The sequence below is a fragment of the Burkholderia sp. Bp9099 genome, assembly GCF_003857805.1.
GTDB lineage: Bacteria > Pseudomonadota > Gammaproteobacteria > Burkholderiales > Burkholderiaceae > Burkholderia.
The window spans coordinates 16,213-32,319 of sequence record NZ_QTPU01000045.1 but is presented as its reverse complement, the minus strand read 5'-3'; the positions used below and the strand labels follow the sequence as shown (position 1 = coordinate 32,319).

Sequence of the window (16,107 nt, the reverse complement as noted above, 5' to 3'; positions counted from 1 at the left end):
GAGCGCCGCGCAGCACGAATGATGGTGACGCGGCGCGGGCCGATGCGCGTGCGCTGCGCGCCGATCGCGCGGGCGCGTCCCGCTGCCGTATCGATGCCGTATCGCTGCGCGACGACGTCGCGCGAGGAGAGAGGAGAGCATGAAAGCCCTGTTGTGTACCGCATTCGGCCCGATCGACCGCTTGCGCATCGAGGACGTCGCGGTTCCCGAACCGGCCGCCGGCCAGGTGCGGATTCGCGTGAAGGCGGCGTCGCTCAACTTCCCCGATGCGCTGATCGTCCAGGGGCTCTATCAGGTGAAGCCGGCGCTGCCGTTCTCGCCCGGGGCGGAATTCGCCGGCGTGATCGACGCGGTCGGCGACGGCGTGAGCGCCTGGCGGCCCGGCGACGAGGTGGTCGCGTTCACCGGTCATGGCGGTTTCGCGGAGCATTGCGTGGCCGACGTGCAGCAGATCGCGGCGCTGCCGCCGGGGATGACGTTCGAGCAGGGCGCGGCGCTCGTGCTGGCCTACGGCACGTCGCTGCATGCGCTGCAGCAGCGCGCGCGCCTGCAGCAGGGCGAGACGCTGCTGGTGCTGGGCGCGGGCGGCGGTGTCGGGCTCGCCGCGATCGAGATCGCGAAGGCGCTGGGCGCACGCGTGATCGCGGCCGCGTCGAGCGCGGACAAGCTCGCGCTGTGCCGCGCGGCCGGCGCCGACGACACGATCGACTATGCGACCGAGGACCTGCGGCGCCGTGTCGACGAACTGACCGGCGGACGCGGCGCGGACGTCGTCTACGATCCGGTCGGCGGCGCGTACAGCGAGGCGGCGCTGCGCGCGACCGCGTGGCGCGGCCGGTTCCTCGTGGTCGGCTTCGCGGCCGGCGAGATTCCGAAGATCGCGCTGAACCTCGCGCTGCTCAAGGAGCGCGACATCCTGGGCGTGTTCTGGGGCGACGCGGTGCGGCGCGACCCCGCGCAGCATGCGGCGAACATGCACCAGCTCGCGCAATGGTTCGCGGCCGGCAAGGTGCGGCCCGCGATCACCGAGCGCGTGCCGCTCTCGGGCGCGGCCGACGCAATCGCGCGCATGGCGAGCCGGCAGGTGAAGGGCAAGGTCGTGATCCTGCCGGACGCGTGACGACGCCGGCGCGGCATCATGCGGCGGCGACCCGAGCGGGCGCCGCCTTCGAGCGGGTTTCTTTCGTGTGACGTTACCGGAGTCGTTGAGCATGCAACCCCTGTCGAATCTGCAACCTGCCGTCGCGACATCGCTCGCGACGTGGCACGCGATGCTCGCGCGCAAGGATTTCAGCGAACTCGACACGATCGTCCATCCGGACGCCGTGTTCCGCTCGCCGATGGCGTTCAAGCCGTACGGACCGGCGCCCCCGCTGCTGCTGGCGCTGCGCACGGTGCTCACGATCCTCGAGAACTTCGAATACCACCGCGCGTTCGCCGACGACGACGGCACGAGCGTCGTGCTGGAGTTCAGTGCGACGGTCGGCGACAAGCGGCTGAAGGGCATCGACATGATCCACTTCGACGTCGACGGGCGGATCGTCGAATTCGAGGTGATGATCCGGCCGTTCAATGCGCTGCAGGCGCTCGGCGCGGCAATGGGCGCGCGGCTCGGGCAGCAGTTGCCGGGGTTCAAGATCGGCGGGTGAGCGGCGGGCCGCCGGCCGGTGCGGAAAATGTCGCCGGCGCAACGCGACGGTCGCGCTCGCGTGCGGCGCCGGCCGGGCGCGCGTCAGTGAGTCTTGATCCTGACGCTGTAGCCCGCATCCTCGAACGCGACGACGAATTCCTCGGGGAACAGCCACGACTCGACCTTCACGTGCGACGTCGCGCGATCGATCTCGACCTTGGCGTCGGGATCGACGCGCCAGATTTCATGTTCGACCGCGCGGGCGGTATCCTCGTCGAGCGAGTGGTCCAGTACGAATTCCATGATCAATTTCCTGTTTTGACGGCCGCATTCACATGAGCGAGAGCGGCCGGTTGGCGAACGAAGCCGATGACGTCGACGGGATCGGACAACATGGGTCGACGATACGCGCGATCGCGTCGAACGATAAGCCGGCATGCGCGTGACGCACTGTCGCCCGTTGATCAACGAATCCGGTGAAGCGTGTGCGAACGGGCCTCGGGAGTGCGAAAGATGCGTTGCAGCCAAGATCGACTTGGCTCGCAGCGATGCGCGGCTCGCTTCGCGCCAGTGAATTGCCGATGAAGCAAGTACCGTTCCGCGCGATCGATGTTGCACGACACGGCACCGCATCACACCACGCACAACGCACAACGCACAACGCGCTCCGCGCATCACGCATCACGCATCACGCATCGAGCGACGCCACCGCATCTGCCGCGATCATCGCGAGGTGATTCGCGGGCCGCGGCCGGCCGGTCGGACGAAACACGGCCTCGCCCTGCACGATGGCGCGGCCCGAATACGCGCACCGTCCGTCTCGCCGGGCGACCGCGCGGCGCCATTTCTGTTCGCCGTAGTGCAGGCGGCCGCTTTCGACCCAGCGGACCAGTAGCGAATCGTGCGACCACTCCAGCAGCGTGACGTGAATCTGGCTGCGACCGGGTGACGAGATGCGCGGCGCGATGCCGACGAAAGAGACGTTCAGCATGATCGATTGCTTTCGGCGCGACCGCCGCGGCGCCGATCCGCATCGCGCGGCAACGAACGGCACTGCATCGGCCGCCCGGTGCGGCGCCGGAGTTCGTGAGTTAAGCTGAATGCCATTGCCAGTCTCCTGCCGGCCGGCGAGGCCGGCGCGGGGTCGATCGAGGCCGCGCGCGCTCGACGCGGCCGGTTCGGGATGCGTCGACGGAGCGGGTGCGCAGTACATACCGCTCGCATCGCCGACGAATGCCCAGTGTAAAAGCGCATGCCGGGCCACCGGAAGGCGCGCGAACAAGAACACGGTGTTGCCCGATATCGAACACGGGCGTGTGTGCCTACGGCCGCACCACGGCATCAAGTGCGCGTATCCGGCGCCGCGCCGCGCGCCATCGAGTGCGGCATCGGGCGCAGCGTGACCGTGCAGGTCGTGCCCGCCGCGAGGAAGCCGTCGCGCGGCATACCGTCCAGCCGGATCCGGACCGGCACGCGCTGCGCGAGCCGCACCCACGTGAAGATCGGGTTGAGGTCGGCGAGCAGCGTCGCGCCGGCCGGATTGTCGCGATCGCTGAGGCCGCGCGCGACGCTTTCGACGTGTCCGGTCAGCGACGGCCCGCCGGACAGCAGCCGGATCGCCGGCATCATCAGGATCACGACCGTCACCATCGCCATGCGCGGCGCTGCCAGCTCCAGCCGCATCGACACGCCCACCGCCAGCACGACGGCGACGATGGTCTTCGCGACGTGGATCAGGCGCGCGCCGTCGGTTCGGCCGTATTCGCGGCTCATGCCGAGCAGCATGCGAGCGAACGCCGCTGCGTTGACAGGCCTGGCCAGCGCGGGCTTGGTCGGCGGCATGGCGTGACGGCAGGACGGATCCGGCGGGACGGCGGCGACACGGTGGCGCGCATCGCGTCAGACGGAATCCGTCGACAGCATTTCGACATGCAGCTCCTTGTCCGTGCCGGCGGACGGCGGCGGATCGAGCAGCGCGATGCGCACGTGTTCGATGAACAGCTTCAGCTTGTTGCTCGCGTACGGATTGCGCGGATAGACCGCGTAGATCACTTCGTCCTGCGGTGCTTCATCGGCGAGCACGCGCACCAGCCGGCCGTCGCGCAGGCAGTCGTCCGCGATGTAGCGCGGCAGCATCGCGATGCCGATGCCTTGCACCGCGGCGTCGCACAGCGTTTCGCCGTTGTTGGACAGGAACACGCTGCCCGGGCTGATTGCGCGCGGCTTGCCGAGGCTGCCGGGCGTCGTGAACGTCCAGGTGGCCGACGGCGCCGTATGGCTGTAGTTCAGGCAGCGGTGCTCGAGCAGCGCGTCGATCGAGTCCGGTTCGCCGTGAGCGGCGAGGTAGTCGGGACTGCAGACGACGACGCGCTCGCATGCGGCGACGCGGCGTGCGATCAGCGCGCTGTCGGGCAGTCGCGCGGAGCGGATCGCGACGTCGAAGCGCTCGACTTCGAGGTTCATCGTGCGATCGTCGGTGTCGAGCGTGACGCGCAGCTGCGGATGCGCGGCGGCGAAGGCCGCGACCGCCGGCCCGAGCAGGCGGCGAGTGAGACTCACCGGCGACGTGATGCGCAGCTCGCCGCACAGTCCGTGCGAGCGTTCCGCGATTTCTTCGGCGACGTCGACGAGCCGGCGCATCGATTCCGACGCGGCACGATAGAAGATCATGCCGTCTTCGGTCGGCGTTACGTTGCGGGTCGAGCGCATCAGCAGCTGCACGCCGAGCGTGCGCTCGAGGTCGCTGATGCGCTTGCTGACGACGGACTTCGACAGGCCGAGCCGGCGTGCGGATTCGGTGATGCTTTGCCGCTCGACGGCGAACAGGAAGGCCTGGATATCGTCTATGTTCAGGGATTTCATGATGCTGTCCGAGGGGCGTCGGGCATGAGTAAAGGGCGGCCGTTTGCTGCGCTGCCACGCATGCCGAGGCGATCGACGGGCGACGCGACGGCGGCGGCCGGCCGCGCGAATCGTGTGACGAAAGCGCGGCGCGCGGCGGCATGCGCCGAAACGGCTGCAACGCGTGGGAAACGCGACGCGCCGCCGGCATGTCGCAGCCGCGCGAACGACTTCGCGCGGCTGCGCTGCAACGCGGCACGAACGGGCGGTTCGGGGGCGTGGCGGGTTACGCGAGCTTGATGCGAGTCCGATGCCGTTGGCAATCCGTATGAGTCCAAGCGTAGTGGAACGTGTCGCCTGTCGATAGCCGGGCCGGATGGTCCTCAGTGTTCCGTGCAGGGAACAATCGATCGCGCCACCATCGGGGACGGCACGATCTGCGAATCGCTGCCGGTGCTTGCCGGCGCGGCGGCGGGCTTCAGGCGATCTGATCGAGGCGATAGACCTCCACCGTGTCGACGGCATCCCAGTCGCGAGCCTGGAACGCCGCGATGTGCGTGCGTATTCGTAACGGATCGGAGGGAATGCGTCGACGCAGGGTGGTGTCGCGGTTGCGACCGCCGGTATCCGGACGGTCGCAACCGCACGAAACGGCATGCGCCGTCGCGGCTCAGTTCTTGTCGTACGAGAACTGGATGCCCGCGGTGCCGCCGGTTTCGATGAACAGGTTGATGAATGCCGGAACGGTTGCGCTGCGCGCCCAGTCGCGCTGCAGTTCGCAGAACAGCTGCGCGACGCTGATCATCTGGCCGCCGGCCTGCTCGATGCGGCGCAGCGCGGCTTCGTGCGCGGCGACCGACGTGCCGCCGACTGCGTCGACGACCACATAGACTTCGTAGCCGGCCTTCAGCGCGTCGAGCGCGGGGAAGGTCAGGCACGCTTCGGTCCACAGCGCGGTCATGATCAGTTTCTTGCGGCCGGTGGCCTCGACGGCCTTGCGGAACTCGACGTCTTCCCACGAGTTGATGCTGGTGCGGTCGTAGGTCGGATAGCCTTCGAGCGCGGCGCGCAGCTGCGGGATCGGCGGCTTGTTCAGGCCGGTCTTCACGTTGACGGTCGAGTGGACGATCGGCAGGTCGTACGCGACCGCGGCCTTCGATGCGCCGACGATGTTGTTGATCAGCAGCTGGCGATCCATCGATGCAATCGAGTTCACCTGGACCGGCTGGTAGTCGATGACGATGAACGCCGCGTTCTGCGGGGTGAGCAGGTGGTCGTTCGCGGGATCGCGAATCGGTTCGCTTGCCATGGTTCTCTCCAGATCAGGGTGGTGGGCGGCTGGGGATCACGATCGCGCCGCCCCGTCGTGCGGACGCGATGCGATTCTGCTGCGGTGCGGTGCCACGACGATCGAAGCGCGACGGTGCGGCGCGACCTCGACGCGGCGCGCGCCTGGCGATTCGCCGGATTCGGGTGCCGGCGAGTGTCGTCAGCTTATGCGATTCGCGCGGCGGTGCGTAGCGCGCGCGGACAGAACATAGTGTTCTCGTTCATCGAACGGCATGCGGGCGCGACCGGGCGCGGCGTGCCACTACCATGAGCGGCATGATCAGGAGCACTGACAGGTGTGAAGGCGACGGTTGCCGCGCACGCAGCGATCGAGCGGCGCGGCGGCCGGCCCCAGGAGAGAGTGTTTAGATACGAGAGTGCTCCGTGCGCGGTGGCGTGTCGCCGAGGAATTCCGGCAATGCCCGCGGCGGCAACGAAATCACGAAGCGGGCGCCGCCGAGCGGTGAATCCTCGAGCCGCACGTCGCCGCCGTGCACGAGCGCGACGCGTCGCACGATCGCGAGCCCGAGCCCGAACCCGCCGGTCTGCCGGTCGCGGCTCGAGTCGAGCCGCTGGAACGGTTCGAACACGCGCGCGCGTTCGGCGACCGGGATGCCGGGACCGTCGTCGTCCACGCTCAGCACCAGCGCGCCGGACGCGTCGTGCGTCGCGGACAGCAGCACGGTGCGCGACGCATAACGTGCGCCGTTGCGGATCAGGTTCAGCAGCGCCCGTGCGACGAGTTTCGGATCGCACACGTGGGTGGCGGGCGCGCCGGTCGTCGACACGCCGAGCGTGAGGCCGCGGTCGGCGACGTCGTTCGCGACGTTGCCGGCCACGCTGTCGATCAGCGCATCGATGGCGACGTCCATCGGCGCGAGTTCGCTTGCGCCTTGTTCGAGCCGCCCGATCGTCAGCAGCTCGGTCACCAGCTCGTCGAGTTCGCGCACGTCGCGCCGCAGTTCGTCGCGGCGTTCGCGCATGCGGCCGCTTTCGTCGGATTCGGCGAGCAGCGCGAGCCCGAATTCGAGGCGCGCGAGCGGCGTCTTCAGCTCGTGCGAGATGCCGTGCATCATCTCGCGCTGCTGCTTGATCGACGCCTCGATCCGCTCGGCCATGTCGTTGAACTGCTGCGACAGCGCGTAGATGTTCGAGCGCCCGGACAGCTTCACGCGCGTCGACAGGTTGCCCGCGCCGAACGCGTGCGCGGCGGCCTGCAGCTTGCGCAGGTCGCGCCAGTGATACGAGGTCCACAGCGCGACGGCGAACAGTGCCGCGAGTGCGGTCATCCCGTATGCGTAGATCTGGATGTCGAGGTCGGCCGGTGCGATCGGGCGGGCATGCAGGACCGAGCCGTCCGCGAGCGGCATGTAGTAGTTCCTGCGGTCGTAACTGATCGCGATCCGGCCGGCGTCCAGATCGCGCAGCGGCGCGCCGCGCAGTTGCGCACGGGCGTCGGCCATCGTCACGAAACCGAATCGCTCGTTGCCGTGCTGCGCGAGTTCACGCAGCGCGAGGCTGCGCTTGCCGCCCGGATGGCGTTCGAGGTAGTCGTTCAGCACGAACGCGTAAGTGGTCAGCGCGTTGCGCTGCGCCTGTGCCACGCGCTCGTAGAAAATCCTGTTGAACGACCATTGAATGAATACGATCGAGGCGGCACAGCACAGGATCACGATGAGGTACAGCTTGATCAACGGGCGCAGCATTTAGTCGTCCCACGCGGAAGGGCTGAACAGGTAGCCGCGGCCCCAGATCGTCTTGATCCGTTGCGGCTCCGACGAAGCGTCCTCGAAGCGCCGGCGCAGCTTCGAGATGCCCGAGTCGACCGAGCGGTCGAGCCCGTCGAATTCGATGCCGCGCAACTGCTTCAGGATGTCGTCGCGGCTCAGCACGGTGCCTGCCGCTCGCGCGAGAATCAGCAACAGGTTGAACTCGGTGGTCTTCAGGTCGACAAGTTCCCCGCGCCACGTGACCGTGCGGTTCGGCGGCGAGATCGTCAGCTCGCCGAACACGAGGGCATGCGGCTGCGTGTCGGCCGCCGGTTCGGACGCGGCAGGCTGCGCGCGGCGCAGCAGCGCACGGGCGCGCGCGACGAGCACGCGCGGCTCGATCGGCTTGGTCACGTAATCGTCGGCACCGGTTTCGAGGCCCGCGACCTGGTCGTACACGTCGGCGCGCGCGGTGAGGATCAGCACGGGCACGTTGGTGAACGCGCGAATGCGCCGGCAGACTTCCATCCCGTCGAGGTTCGGCAGCATCAGGTCGAGTATCACGAGCGCGGGCTGATGCTCGCGCACCGCGGCGACCGCGAGATCGCCGCGCCGTATGACCGTCACCGCGAATTCATAGTTGTCGAGATATTCGCGCACGAGCTGGGCGAGGCGGTCGTCGTCCTCGATCAGCAGCACACGGTATTTGAGCGGATTGTCGTTCATGTTCTCCTCGGATCCGCGCGTTCAGCCTCTCCATGCCGATGAATGCGCGGCCGGCGAATTCTATCCGGCGTGGCGACCGCCGGGGCCGCGATACGACAATCGGGAACAAACGATCACAATTGAGCACACATTTTCCGCAGATTCAGGACAGTGCTGCCGCGCCGTCGTACCTAGACTTCGGGCTCCGTCACTCTTGTCTCGACATCGTGAGTCCATCCTTCCGTTCGCTGCGCTCGTTGCGCTATTGCATGCCGCTTGCCGGCCTGACCCTTGCCGCTGTCGCCCACGCCGAAAACCAGTACGCGATATCGCTCGGCGGCGGGTTCGCTCCGCGCTACCAGGGCAGCAACCAGTATCGCGCCGTCGTCGCGCCGTCGTTCTCCGCGATGTTCGGCAACGGGTTCTTCATCGACACGGCAGCCGGCGCCGGCTACCGTCTGAACCTGCCGCACGGGGCATTCGTGTCGGCGGCGCTCGGCTATGCCGGTGGCCGTTCCGACGAAAACCGTTTCGACCTGGCGGGTTCGGATCACCTGAAGGGGATGGGCCGGATCCCCGGTTCGGTGCTCGTCGGCATGCGTGCGGGCGTGCAACTGCTCGATGGCGGCGAACTGAGCGTCGCCATCGATGCGCCGGTCACGCATACGTCGCGCGGCTTGTCCGGCCACGTCGATCTCGCGGTGCCGGTATTCAAGGCCGGCCGCCACGATATCGTCGTGACCGGCAGCGTGCATGCCGGCACGGGGCGCTACATGCAGACGTTTTACGGCGTGACCGATGCGCAGTCGGCGGCGAGCGGCTTCAGGCCGTATTCGACGAGCGGCGGGGTCGACAGCGCAACGCTGTCGCTCGCATGGAACTGGGGCGTGTCGCGGCACTGGTCGGTGCATGCGACCAGCGGCTTCACGCGGCTGCTCGGACGCTATGGCGACAGCCCGATCGTCCAGACGCGCAGCAACTACTTCGGCATGGCCGGCGTGACGTACAAGTTCTGACGCGGCCGGCCTGATTCGCCTGCGCCCCGTCCGGGGAGCACGACTTCGCCGCGGATCGGTGCGGTAACATGAAGGCGGCTTCGGCTTCGGCTTCGGCTTCGGCTTCGGCTTCGGCTTCGGCTTCGGCTTCGGCTTCGGTGTCAGGCTGTCGAGGCGACTGCGCGGAGCCGATTCGACTCGAACGGATCGCGCAATACGGTGCCTTGCCGGCCGGTGGCGCGCAGAACCCATCATGGATCCAACGCCCGGTGCGTGCGCGCATCCCGCACCTGCCGCGCCGGGCCGCGACACGGAGAAACCGATGAAGAACACGATCGCGATGCTCGCGGCACTCGTTGCGAGCGCAACCTTTGCGGGATGTGCGGACATGAACACGAAGCACCCCAACGCCACCGCCGGCGGCGCGGTGACGAACCCCGCGCCGTCGGGCGCCGTGAACGCGTGCAAGGCGGACGCCACCCCGGACGACGCGCTGATCGGCAAGACCGAGGCCGATGCGGCCGCGTTGCTCGACGGCTGCCTGTGGCGCGTGCTCGAGCGCGACGGCCGGTCGTTGCCGGGCACGATGGACTATCGCGAGGAGCGCCGCGACCTCGGCATTCGCGACGGCAAGGTGATCTGGGTGCGGCGCGGGTGAGGGATCGGGCCGGCCCGAGCGTTACTTCGAGATGTACCAGAGCGCGTCGGTGCTGACGCGTGCGCCCGGCTTCGTCGCGGCGGGCGCCTGAGGTGTCGCAACCGGCGGCGGCGTGTTCGACGTCACTGCGGTGGGCCACGTCGCAGGCGTGTTCGACGCGGTCGATGCCGTCGACGTATTGGCCTGACTCGAGGTTGCTGCCGAACCCGACGTGGACGCCGTGTCGATATACCAAAGCGCATCGGCCGATGCGGTGCGCTTGGCCGCTGCATCGGCGGTGTGTCTGGATGCGGGCGCTGCCGTCGCCGTCGCTGCCGTGGCGGCCGTCGCCCCCGAACGCTGCGTGCCCGCTGCGGGTGCCGCGCCCGCCTGAGCGGTCGTCCCCGTCGCGCCGCGCTGCGCGCGCGCCTCGAACGGCCCGAGCTGGAAGATTAACGTTTGCGCGGGACGCGTCAGAACGGCATACGGGAACTGCAGCTCCCACGACATCAGCACGCGGCCCGACGACGTCTCGGTGAAGATCGCCGGCACGTGTTTCATGTCGCTGAACTGCACGTAGATCCGCGCGCCGTCGTCGAACACCTGGGTCGGCTTGGCCTGGTCGGCGCCCGTGACGGTCCAGCCGAAGTTGTACGTGCCGGCCGGCCCGGCCGGCCCGCCTTGCGGTTGCGGCGGCGGCGCGGCAGGCGCGAGCGTGCGGGGCCGTGCGACCGGCGGTGCCGACACGCTCAGGCTGGCGAACGGGTTGTACGCCTGGACCTGTTGCGGCGGCGTGAAGGAGGGCGGAAGGATGGGCATGGGAGTATCCGGCGAATCCGGCATGGTCCGGATTGCATCATAGACCTTGCGCGCATACGCGAGGCGCTTGTCGGGCGACGCGGCGTTGTACGCGCCGATCGCGTTCCAGTTGGCGCCGAGCTGGCGGATGTTCTGCGACAGGATCCACGCGCCGACGTACGCGTTGGTGCACGCATCGAACAGGCTTTCCCGCGTGATGCCTTCGCGCGCGAGCGTCGGCAGCCAGGTGCTGTTGATCTGCATCAGGCCGATGTCGACGGTGCCGTTCGTGTTGGTGTTGACGGCGTTCGGATTCATCCCCGATTCGACCTGCGCGATGCCGCGCAACAGGCTCACGCTCACTTTCTGGAACGTGGCCGCGTCGTCGAGGCAGTCGGCCCGCGCGAACCCGTGCAGCGCGCACGACAACACGATCGTCGCGGCGATCTTCGGCGTGGCTTGGCTGATCGAACGGGCAGTCTGACGCGGCATGGCAGGATGGGGCGGAATCCGGCCGCCCGGTGCAAGGAAATTACGCAGACGCGAAGTGTGCCATAGCGCGCAGGCAAATGGCTCGCGTCAAACTTTCCTTTGCATTTGCCGGCGGATTTGTCGCGGATTTTCGCGGGCGCCGGTATCTCCGTGCGACAGGATGGAATCGGTAAAAAGGGCCGATTATCGTGCGCATGCCAGCGTGCGGCCGCTATCGGAATACTGACGCCACGCGTCAGTTGCGCGGCGAATGCGGCAATGAATGGTGCAGCGAAACGGACGATAAAAGGCGCGGCCACCGGTGCGCGGGGCGTGGAAACGGCGACGGCGGCCGCAGCCGCCGTGTCGATGCATCCCCGGCTCCCGAAATCCGGTTCCGACCGGCCGGCCGCGCGATGCCTCACGCAGCCGGCCGTCGTCGATCAGAAGCGGTGACGCAGGCCGAGGTTGACCATCGTCTGCGAGCTCGTGCCCGCATAGCCGTACGAACCGATCGACGCCTGCGCGGCCATCGACCCGCCGTTGCCGTCGCCGGTTTGGCCGCTCGCGTGCTGGTACGCGGCGGTGAGGTACACGTCGGTGCGCTTCGACAGCGTATAGTCCGCGCCGGCCGACACCTGGTGATAAGTCGCCGACGTATCGCCGCCCGAGCGCGTGTAGCTGTAGCCGAGCCCGACGAGTAGCGCATTGGTCGCCTGGTAGTTCACGAAGCCTTGCCCCGTGTTGTAGTGCTCGTTCGAGTTGAACACCGAGCTCGCGTCGCGGCGGTATTGCGCATTGCTGTAGCCGAGGCCGAACGTGAACGGGCCGGCCACATACTGGCCCGCGATGCGGGCGATGCCGATCGAATGCGCGCTCGCATAGCCGGTGTTGATCGGGCCGTCGAAGGTGCCGTCCGACGAGCTGGTCCAGCCGTTGCGCAGCCCGTTCGACGCGGGGCTGTTGGTCGCGTGGAAGTACCCGCCCGCGACGCTGAACGGCCCGTTGTTGTACGACACGGCGGCCGAATACGACTGCGCGGCGCCGGTGCTGCCGGCGATGCCGCCGAACGAGTACATCGCCGAGAACTGCAGGCCCGAATACACGGCCGACGTGTACTTCACCGCGTTGTCGACGCGGAAGCTGTTGTCGTAGTTGTCGACGTCGCCCGGCGTCGCGAACACGCTGCCGAGATAGTTGTCGGCGGTGATGCCCTGCACGAGGTCGATGAGCGGGTCGTACTGGCGGCCGAACGTGAGCGTGCCGTAGCGGTCGCTCGACAGCCCGACGAACGCCTGCCGGCCGAACAGGCGGCCGCCCTGGCCCTGCCGGCCGCTGCTCGGGTCGAAGCCGTTCTCGAGCTGGAACAGCGCCTTCAGCCCGCCACCGAGATCCTCGCTGCCTTTCACGCCCCAGCGGCTGCCGGAGAGATTGCCAGCGCTGCTGTTGCCGAGCATCCACGCGTTGTCCTTGCCCTGCGCGTGATTCACGTACGTGATCGACGTGTCGATTACGCCATACAGCGTGACGCTCGACTGCGCATGCGCGGCGGGCATCGCCGCGAACGACGCGAGCGAAATCAGCGAGAGGGTCGTGCGTTTCATTTCATCTCCTTGCGATTGGCCTGTTTTCTTGAACCGGAATGGCAGGAGACTACCGAGCCGCCGACGAACGGCAAAAACGAAATTCTCCGATGTGACATAAAGCCGACAGATGCATGCTGCGGCAAGGTCCATTGAGAGATTCACATTATTGAGAATCGTGTATCAATCGATTTGAATTTCGAGATGGCGCGACCGGCGTATTGCCGGAATCGTGATAATTCCGCACGATTTCCAGTCGAATTTCGACGACGATGCATTGGTCGTCGATTCATCAATTGATTATTTAACGAATCGAATCGCGTGATGCGGGCCGAGTGTGTTATTGCGCGCACCGCGCGAGCGATTTGGGTGTGACGCAGCGCGCCCGCGCGCGCCGTCAGCGGCGATCGGCACGGAGTGCGAGAATGCTGGCCTCGGCCGGCACGCGTCGTGCCGCTCACCAGGGAGCCCGCATGGACAGTCACATCGCTCCGGTGGAGCTGAAGAAAGCCTACCGTCTTCTCAACCACGGCCCGACCGTGCTCGTGTCGGCCCGTCACGACGGCGTCGACAACGTGATGGCCGCCGCGTGGGCCTGCGCACTCGATTTCCTGCCGCCGAAGCTGACGGTCGTGCTCGACAAGTCCGCGAAGACGCGCGAGCTGGTCGAGCGCAGCGGCACCTTCGTGATCCAGGTGCCGACGGCCGCGCAGCTCCAGCTCACGCATGCGGTCGGCAGTCACAGTCTCGCCGAGCGGCCGGACAAGCTGCGCGAGGCGGGCGTCACGCTGTTCGACGTCGCCGGCCATGACCTGCCGTTCGTCGCCGGCTGCTCGGGCTGGCTCGCGTGCAGGCTGATACCCGAGCCGCACAACCAGCAGGCCTACGACCTGTTCATCGGCGAGGTGGTCGGTGCATGGTCCGACACGCGCGTGTTCCGCGACGGTCACTGGTATTTCGAATCGGCCGATCCGGCGCTGCGCAGCCTGCACTACATCGCGGGCGGCAACTTCTATGCGATCGGCGAATCGCTGCACGTCGATCCGGACGCGCAGTAGGCAGAAAGCGGGCTTTCGTTCGCGATTCGGGCGCGCGGTTCACGCGCGCTTGTTCAATTCCGCCAGCATCACGTCGGCGAACGCCTGCGCGACGCGCGACAGCGTGCGCCCGCGTTTCGCGACGAGCGCGATCGGCCGCACGAACGCCGGGTCGTCGATCGGTTTCGCGACGAGGTCGGGCTCGGCGCGCACCTCGCGCGCGGCGGCCGGCAGGATCGTCACGCCGAGGCCGCCGCGCACCATCGCGACGGCCGTCATCATGTAGGTCGGTTCGCACGCGATGTCGGGCGTGCAGCCGGCCGCTTCCAGCGCGGCATCGACGACGCTGCGCACGCTCGTGCCCTGTGCGGTCAGCACGAGCGGCACGGCGGCGACGTCGGCGGTGCGCACGCGCCGCTTGCGCGTGAGCGGATGATCCTTCGGGCACACGGCGACGAGCCGGTCGGCGCCCGCGTACAGCACGTCCAGCGACGCGTCGAACGCGTCGCCGCCGGTCAGCCCGAGATCGGCTTCCTCGTTGCGCACCAGCGCGGTGACGAGACTCGCGACGCCGTCGCGAATGTCGAAGCCCGCGCGCGGCACGTCGCGCCGGAACGACTGGATCAGCTCCGGCAGCAGGCTGGATGCAAACGTCGGCAGGCATGCGAGCCGCACCGTGCCGCTCGCGCCTTCGCCGAGCGCCCGCGCATCGCGCAGCACGCGCTCCATGTCGTCGAGCGAGCGCTGCAGCAGCGGCAGCAGTTCGCGCCCGGTCTGCGTGAGCGCGACGCTGCGGCTGTTGCGGTCGAACAGCCGCGCGCCGACGATCTCCTCGAGCCGGCGGATCTGCACGGTCAGCGCCGGCTGCGACAGGTGCAGCCGCGCGGCGGCGCGCGTGAAGTTGCCGGCCTGCGCGACGGTGACGAACGCGCGAATGTCGCGAAGGTTTAGATCCATAACGGTTCGTGATTGCTGCAATCAAATCATTTCAATTGTGCTATCGCTGCGCCGACCTTACGCTCGTCTCCAACAAAAGACAAGGTAGGAGACACCGATGCTGCCGTTACTCGGGCTGGGCACGATCGTCGTGCTGCTGGCCGCAATTCTGTCGAAACGCATGTCGCCGCTCGTCGCGCTGATCATCGTGCCGATCGCGGCGTCGCTGATCGGCGGCTTCGGGCTGCATACCAGCAAGTTCGTGATCGACGGGCTGAAGGGCCTCGCGCCCGTGGTCGGGATGTTCGTGTTCGCGATCCTCTATTTCGGGACGATCACCGACGCCGGCACGCTCGACCCGATCATCGACCGCATCCTGCGCGCGGTCGGCACGCGGCCCACGCGGATCGTGATGGGCACGACGCTGCTCGCGCTGCTGATCCACCTCGACGGCTCGGGCGCCGTGTGCTTTCTCGTGACGATTCCCGCGGTGCTGCCGCTTTACGACCGCCTGAAGATGGACCGGCGCGTCCTGGCCGCGGCCGTGTCGATGGCCGCGGGGATCAACTTCCTGCCGTGGACGGGGCCGATGATCCGTGCGTCGGCCTCGCTGCACCTGCCGGTGTCGGCGCTGTTCAATCCGCTGATTCCGGTGCAGGCGATCGGGCTCGTGTTCGTGTTCGGCGTCGCGTACTGGCTTGGGCGGCGCGAGGAGAAGCGGCTCGGACTCTCGCGCGACGATGCGTCGATTCCGCTGCCGACCCGGGCGCTCACGCCCGACGAGCAGGCGCTGCGCCGGCCGCGCCTGTTCTGGTTCAACCTGCTGCTGACGCTCGTCGTGCTCGGCACGATGGTCGTGATGGGCGAGAAGATCCCGCCGGCGATCATGTTCATGGTCGGGCTGTGTGTCGCGCTGATGGTGAACTACCCGGACGTCGACATGCAGAGGAAGCGCATCGACGCGCATGCGCGCGCGGCGCTGATGATGGCCGGCATCCTGCTCGCGGCCGGCGTGTTCACCGGGATCATGCAGGGCAGCGGGATGCTGAAGGCGATGGCGCAGGCGGCGGTCGGCTTCGTGCCGCCGTCGATGGCCGGCCACATTCCGGTCGCGCTCGGCCTGGCGTCGATGCCGCTCAGCATGCTGTTCGATCCCGATTCGTTCTACTTCGGCGTGCTGCCGGTGATCGCCGAAGTGGCCGGCCAGCTCGGCGTGCCGGCCGTGCACGTGGGGCAGGCCGCGCTGCTCGGCCAGATGACGACCGGGTTTCCGGTCAGCCCGCTGACGCCCGCGACGTTCCTCGTCGTCGGCCTGTGCGGCATCGAGCTGGCCGAGCACCAGAAGTTCACGTTCCCGCTGCTGTTCGGCGCCTCGATCGTGATGACGATCGCGTGCGTCGTGATGGGCGTCTTTTGATTTTTTTCCCGGCGCGCGA

15 protein-coding genes and 2 pseudogenes are annotated in these 16,107 nt (G+C 67.8%); 6 read left to right on the top strand and 11 right to left on the bottom strand.

Annotation, left to right across the window (positions count from 1 at the left end; all coding sequences use genetic code 11):
• The first annotated feature begins 139 nt into the window (after positions 1-139).
• Both DIE17_RS34105 and DIE17_RS34100 read left to right on the top strand, forming a co-directional pair.
• Positions 140-1,120, top strand: coding sequence for an NADPH:quinone oxidoreductase family protein (locus DIE17_RS34105; RefSeq protein ID WP_124487620.1), 981 nt, complete (start codon positions 140-142; stop codon positions 1,118-1,120).
• 91 nt (positions 1,121-1,211) lie between these two features.
• Positions 1,212-1,649 carry a nuclear transport factor 2 family protein gene (locus DIE17_RS34100; RefSeq protein ID WP_124521289.1) on the top strand — a complete coding sequence of 146 codons (438 nt, stop codon included), beginning with the start codon at positions 1,212-1,214 and terminating at the stop codon, positions 1,647-1,649.
• Between the two features lie 83 nt (positions 1,650-1,732).
• Here the strand turns inward: DIE17_RS34100 and DIE17_RS34095 are convergent, their stop codons facing one another.
• The 8 genes and pseudogenes from DIE17_RS34095 to DIE17_RS34055 form a co-directional block, all read right to left on the bottom strand.
• The gene (locus tag DIE17_RS34095; protein ID WP_044848408.1) at positions 1,733-1,933 is read right to left on the bottom strand and encodes a hypothetical protein; all 201 of its coding nucleotides are present in this window, start codon (positions 1,931-1,933) and stop codon (positions 1,733-1,735) included.
• Between the two features lie 385 nt (positions 1,934-2,318).
• The gene (locus DIE17_RS38180) at positions 2,319-2,918 is read right to left on the bottom strand and encodes a DUF3331 domain-containing protein (protein WP_260426340.1); all 600 of its coding nucleotides are present in this window, start codon (positions 2,916-2,918) and stop codon (positions 2,319-2,321) included.
• 53 nt (positions 2,919-2,971) lie between these two features.
• A pseudogene (locus DIE17_RS34085) lies at positions 2,972-3,247 on the bottom strand (efflux transporter periplasmic adaptor subunit); the annotation flags it as partial.
• 12 nt (positions 3,248-3,259) lie between these two features.
• Positions 3,260-3,403: pseudogene (locus tag DIE17_RS34080) on the bottom strand (FUSC family protein); the annotation flags it as partial.
• 126 nt (positions 3,404-3,529) lie between these two features.
• Complete coding sequence (locus DIE17_RS34075) at positions 3,530-4,483, bottom strand: LysR family transcriptional regulator (protein WP_124521317.1); 954 nt, start codon at positions 4,481-4,483, stop codon at positions 3,530-3,532.
• A 658-nt stretch (positions 4,484-5,141) separates the two neighbouring features.
• The gene (locus DIE17_RS34065) at positions 5,142-5,780 is read right to left on the bottom strand and encodes a hydrolase (protein ID WP_124921720.1); all 639 of its coding nucleotides are present in this window, start codon (positions 5,778-5,780) and stop codon (positions 5,142-5,144) included.
• A 385-nt stretch (positions 5,781-6,165) separates the two neighbouring features.
• Positions 6,166-7,506, bottom strand: a complete 1,341-nt coding sequence (locus DIE17_RS34060; protein ID WP_124523919.1) for an ATP-binding protein — start codon at positions 7,504-7,506, stop codon at positions 6,166-6,168.
• Positions 7,507-8,235, bottom strand: coding sequence for a response regulator (locus tag DIE17_RS34055; RefSeq protein ID WP_124523917.1), 729 nt, complete (start codon positions 8,233-8,235; stop codon positions 7,507-7,509).
• A 248-nt stretch (positions 8,236-8,483) separates the two neighbouring features.
• Between DIE17_RS34055 and DIE17_RS34050 the strand changes: the two genes are divergently transcribed.
• Positions 8,484-9,230: a MipA/OmpV family protein gene (locus tag DIE17_RS34050; protein WP_124523922.1), complete on the top strand. Its 747-nt coding sequence runs from the start codon at positions 8,484-8,486 to the stop codon at positions 9,228-9,230.
• Positions 9,231-9,531: 301 nt separating this feature from the next.
• Positions 9,532-9,867 (top strand): hypothetical protein, encoded by a 336-nt coding sequence (locus tag DIE17_RS34045; protein ID WP_124489505.1) that lies wholly within the window; start codon positions 9,532-9,534, stop codon positions 9,865-9,867.
• A 21-nt stretch (positions 9,868-9,888) separates the two neighbouring features.
• Here DIE17_RS34045 and DIE17_RS34040 read toward each other — a convergent pair whose 3' ends face one another.
• Both DIE17_RS34040 and DIE17_RS34035 read right to left on the bottom strand, forming a co-directional pair.
• Complete coding sequence (locus tag DIE17_RS34040) at positions 9,889-11,136, bottom strand: transglycosylase SLT domain-containing protein (protein ID WP_124523915.1); 1,248 nt, start codon at positions 11,134-11,136, stop codon at positions 9,889-9,891.
• 422 nt (positions 11,137-11,558) lie between these two features.
• A complete protein-coding gene (locus tag DIE17_RS34035; RefSeq protein WP_124489503.1) occupies positions 11,559-12,719 on the bottom strand; it encodes a porin in 1,161 nt (386 codons plus the stop codon).
• Between the two features lie 452 nt (positions 12,720-13,171).
• On the opposite strand from DIE17_RS34035, the gene DIE17_RS34030 reads away from it, so the two are divergent.
• A complete protein-coding gene (locus DIE17_RS34030) occupies positions 13,172-13,756 on the top strand; it encodes a flavin reductase family protein (RefSeq protein WP_124523913.1) in 585 nt (194 codons plus the stop codon).
• Positions 13,757-13,795: 39 nt separating this feature from the next.
• Here the strand turns inward: DIE17_RS34030 and DIE17_RS34025 are convergent, their stop codons facing one another.
• A complete protein-coding gene (locus DIE17_RS34025) occupies positions 13,796-14,692 on the bottom strand; it encodes a LysR family transcriptional regulator (RefSeq protein WP_124523911.1) in 897 nt (298 codons plus the stop codon).
• A gap of 97 nt (positions 14,693-14,789) precedes the next feature.
• On the opposite strand from DIE17_RS34025, the gene DIE17_RS34020 reads away from it, so the two are divergent.
• On the top strand, positions 14,790-16,088 hold the full coding sequence (locus DIE17_RS34020; protein ID WP_124523909.1) for a CitMHS family transporter: 1,299 nt from the start codon (positions 14,790-14,792) through the stop codon (positions 16,086-16,088).
• The last annotated feature ends 19 nt before the right edge of the window (positions 16,089-16,107 follow it).

What these genes read in the sequence shown, in the direction of transcription:
- DIE17_RS34105 (WP_124487620.1), top strand. Translation starts at nt 140, where the DNA reads ATGAAAGCCCTGTTGTGTACCGCATTCGGCCCGATCGACCGCTTGCGC.
- DIE17_RS34100 (WP_124521289.1), top strand. Translation starts at nt 1,212, where the DNA reads ATGCAACCCCTGTCGAATCTGCAACCTGCCGTCGCGACATCGCTCGCG.
- DIE17_RS34095 (WP_044848408.1), bottom strand. Translation starts at nt 1,933, where the DNA reads ATGGAATTCGTACTGGACCACTCGCTCGACGAGGATACCGCCCGCGCG.
- DIE17_RS34065 (WP_124921720.1), bottom strand. Translation starts at nt 5,780, where the DNA reads ATGGCAAGCGAACCGATTCGCGATCCCGCGAACGACCACCTGCTCACC.
- DIE17_RS34060 (WP_124523919.1), bottom strand. Translation starts at nt 7,506, where the DNA reads ATGCTGCGCCCGTTGATCAAGCTGTACCTCATCGTGATCCTGTGCTGT.
- DIE17_RS34055 (WP_124523917.1), bottom strand. Translation starts at nt 8,235, where the DNA reads ATGAACGACAATCCGCTCAAATACCGTGTGCTGCTGATCGAGGACGAC.
- DIE17_RS34050 (WP_124523922.1), top strand. Translation starts at nt 8,484, where the DNA reads ATGCCGCTTGCCGGCCTGACCCTTGCCGCTGTCGCCCACGCCGAAAAC.
- DIE17_RS34045 (WP_124489505.1), top strand. Translation starts at nt 9,532, where the DNA reads ATGAAGAACACGATCGCGATGCTCGCGGCACTCGTTGCGAGCGCAACC.
- DIE17_RS34040 (WP_124523915.1), bottom strand. Translation starts at nt 11,136, where the DNA reads ATGCCGCGTCAGACTGCCCGTTCGATCAGCCAAGCCACGCCGAAGATC.
- DIE17_RS34035 (WP_124489503.1), bottom strand. Translation starts at nt 12,719, where the DNA reads ATGAAACGCACGACCCTCTCGCTGATTTCGCTCGCGTCGTTCGCGGCG.
- DIE17_RS34030 (WP_124523913.1), top strand. Translation starts at nt 13,172, where the DNA reads ATGGACAGTCACATCGCTCCGGTGGAGCTGAAGAAAGCCTACCGTCTT.
- DIE17_RS34025 (WP_124523911.1), bottom strand. Translation starts at nt 14,692, where the DNA reads ATGGATCTAAACCTTCGCGACATTCGCGCGTTCGTCACCGTCGCGCAG.
- DIE17_RS34020 (WP_124523909.1), top strand. Translation starts at nt 14,790, where the DNA reads ATGCTGCCGTTACTCGGGCTGGGCACGATCGTCGTGCTGCTGGCCGCA.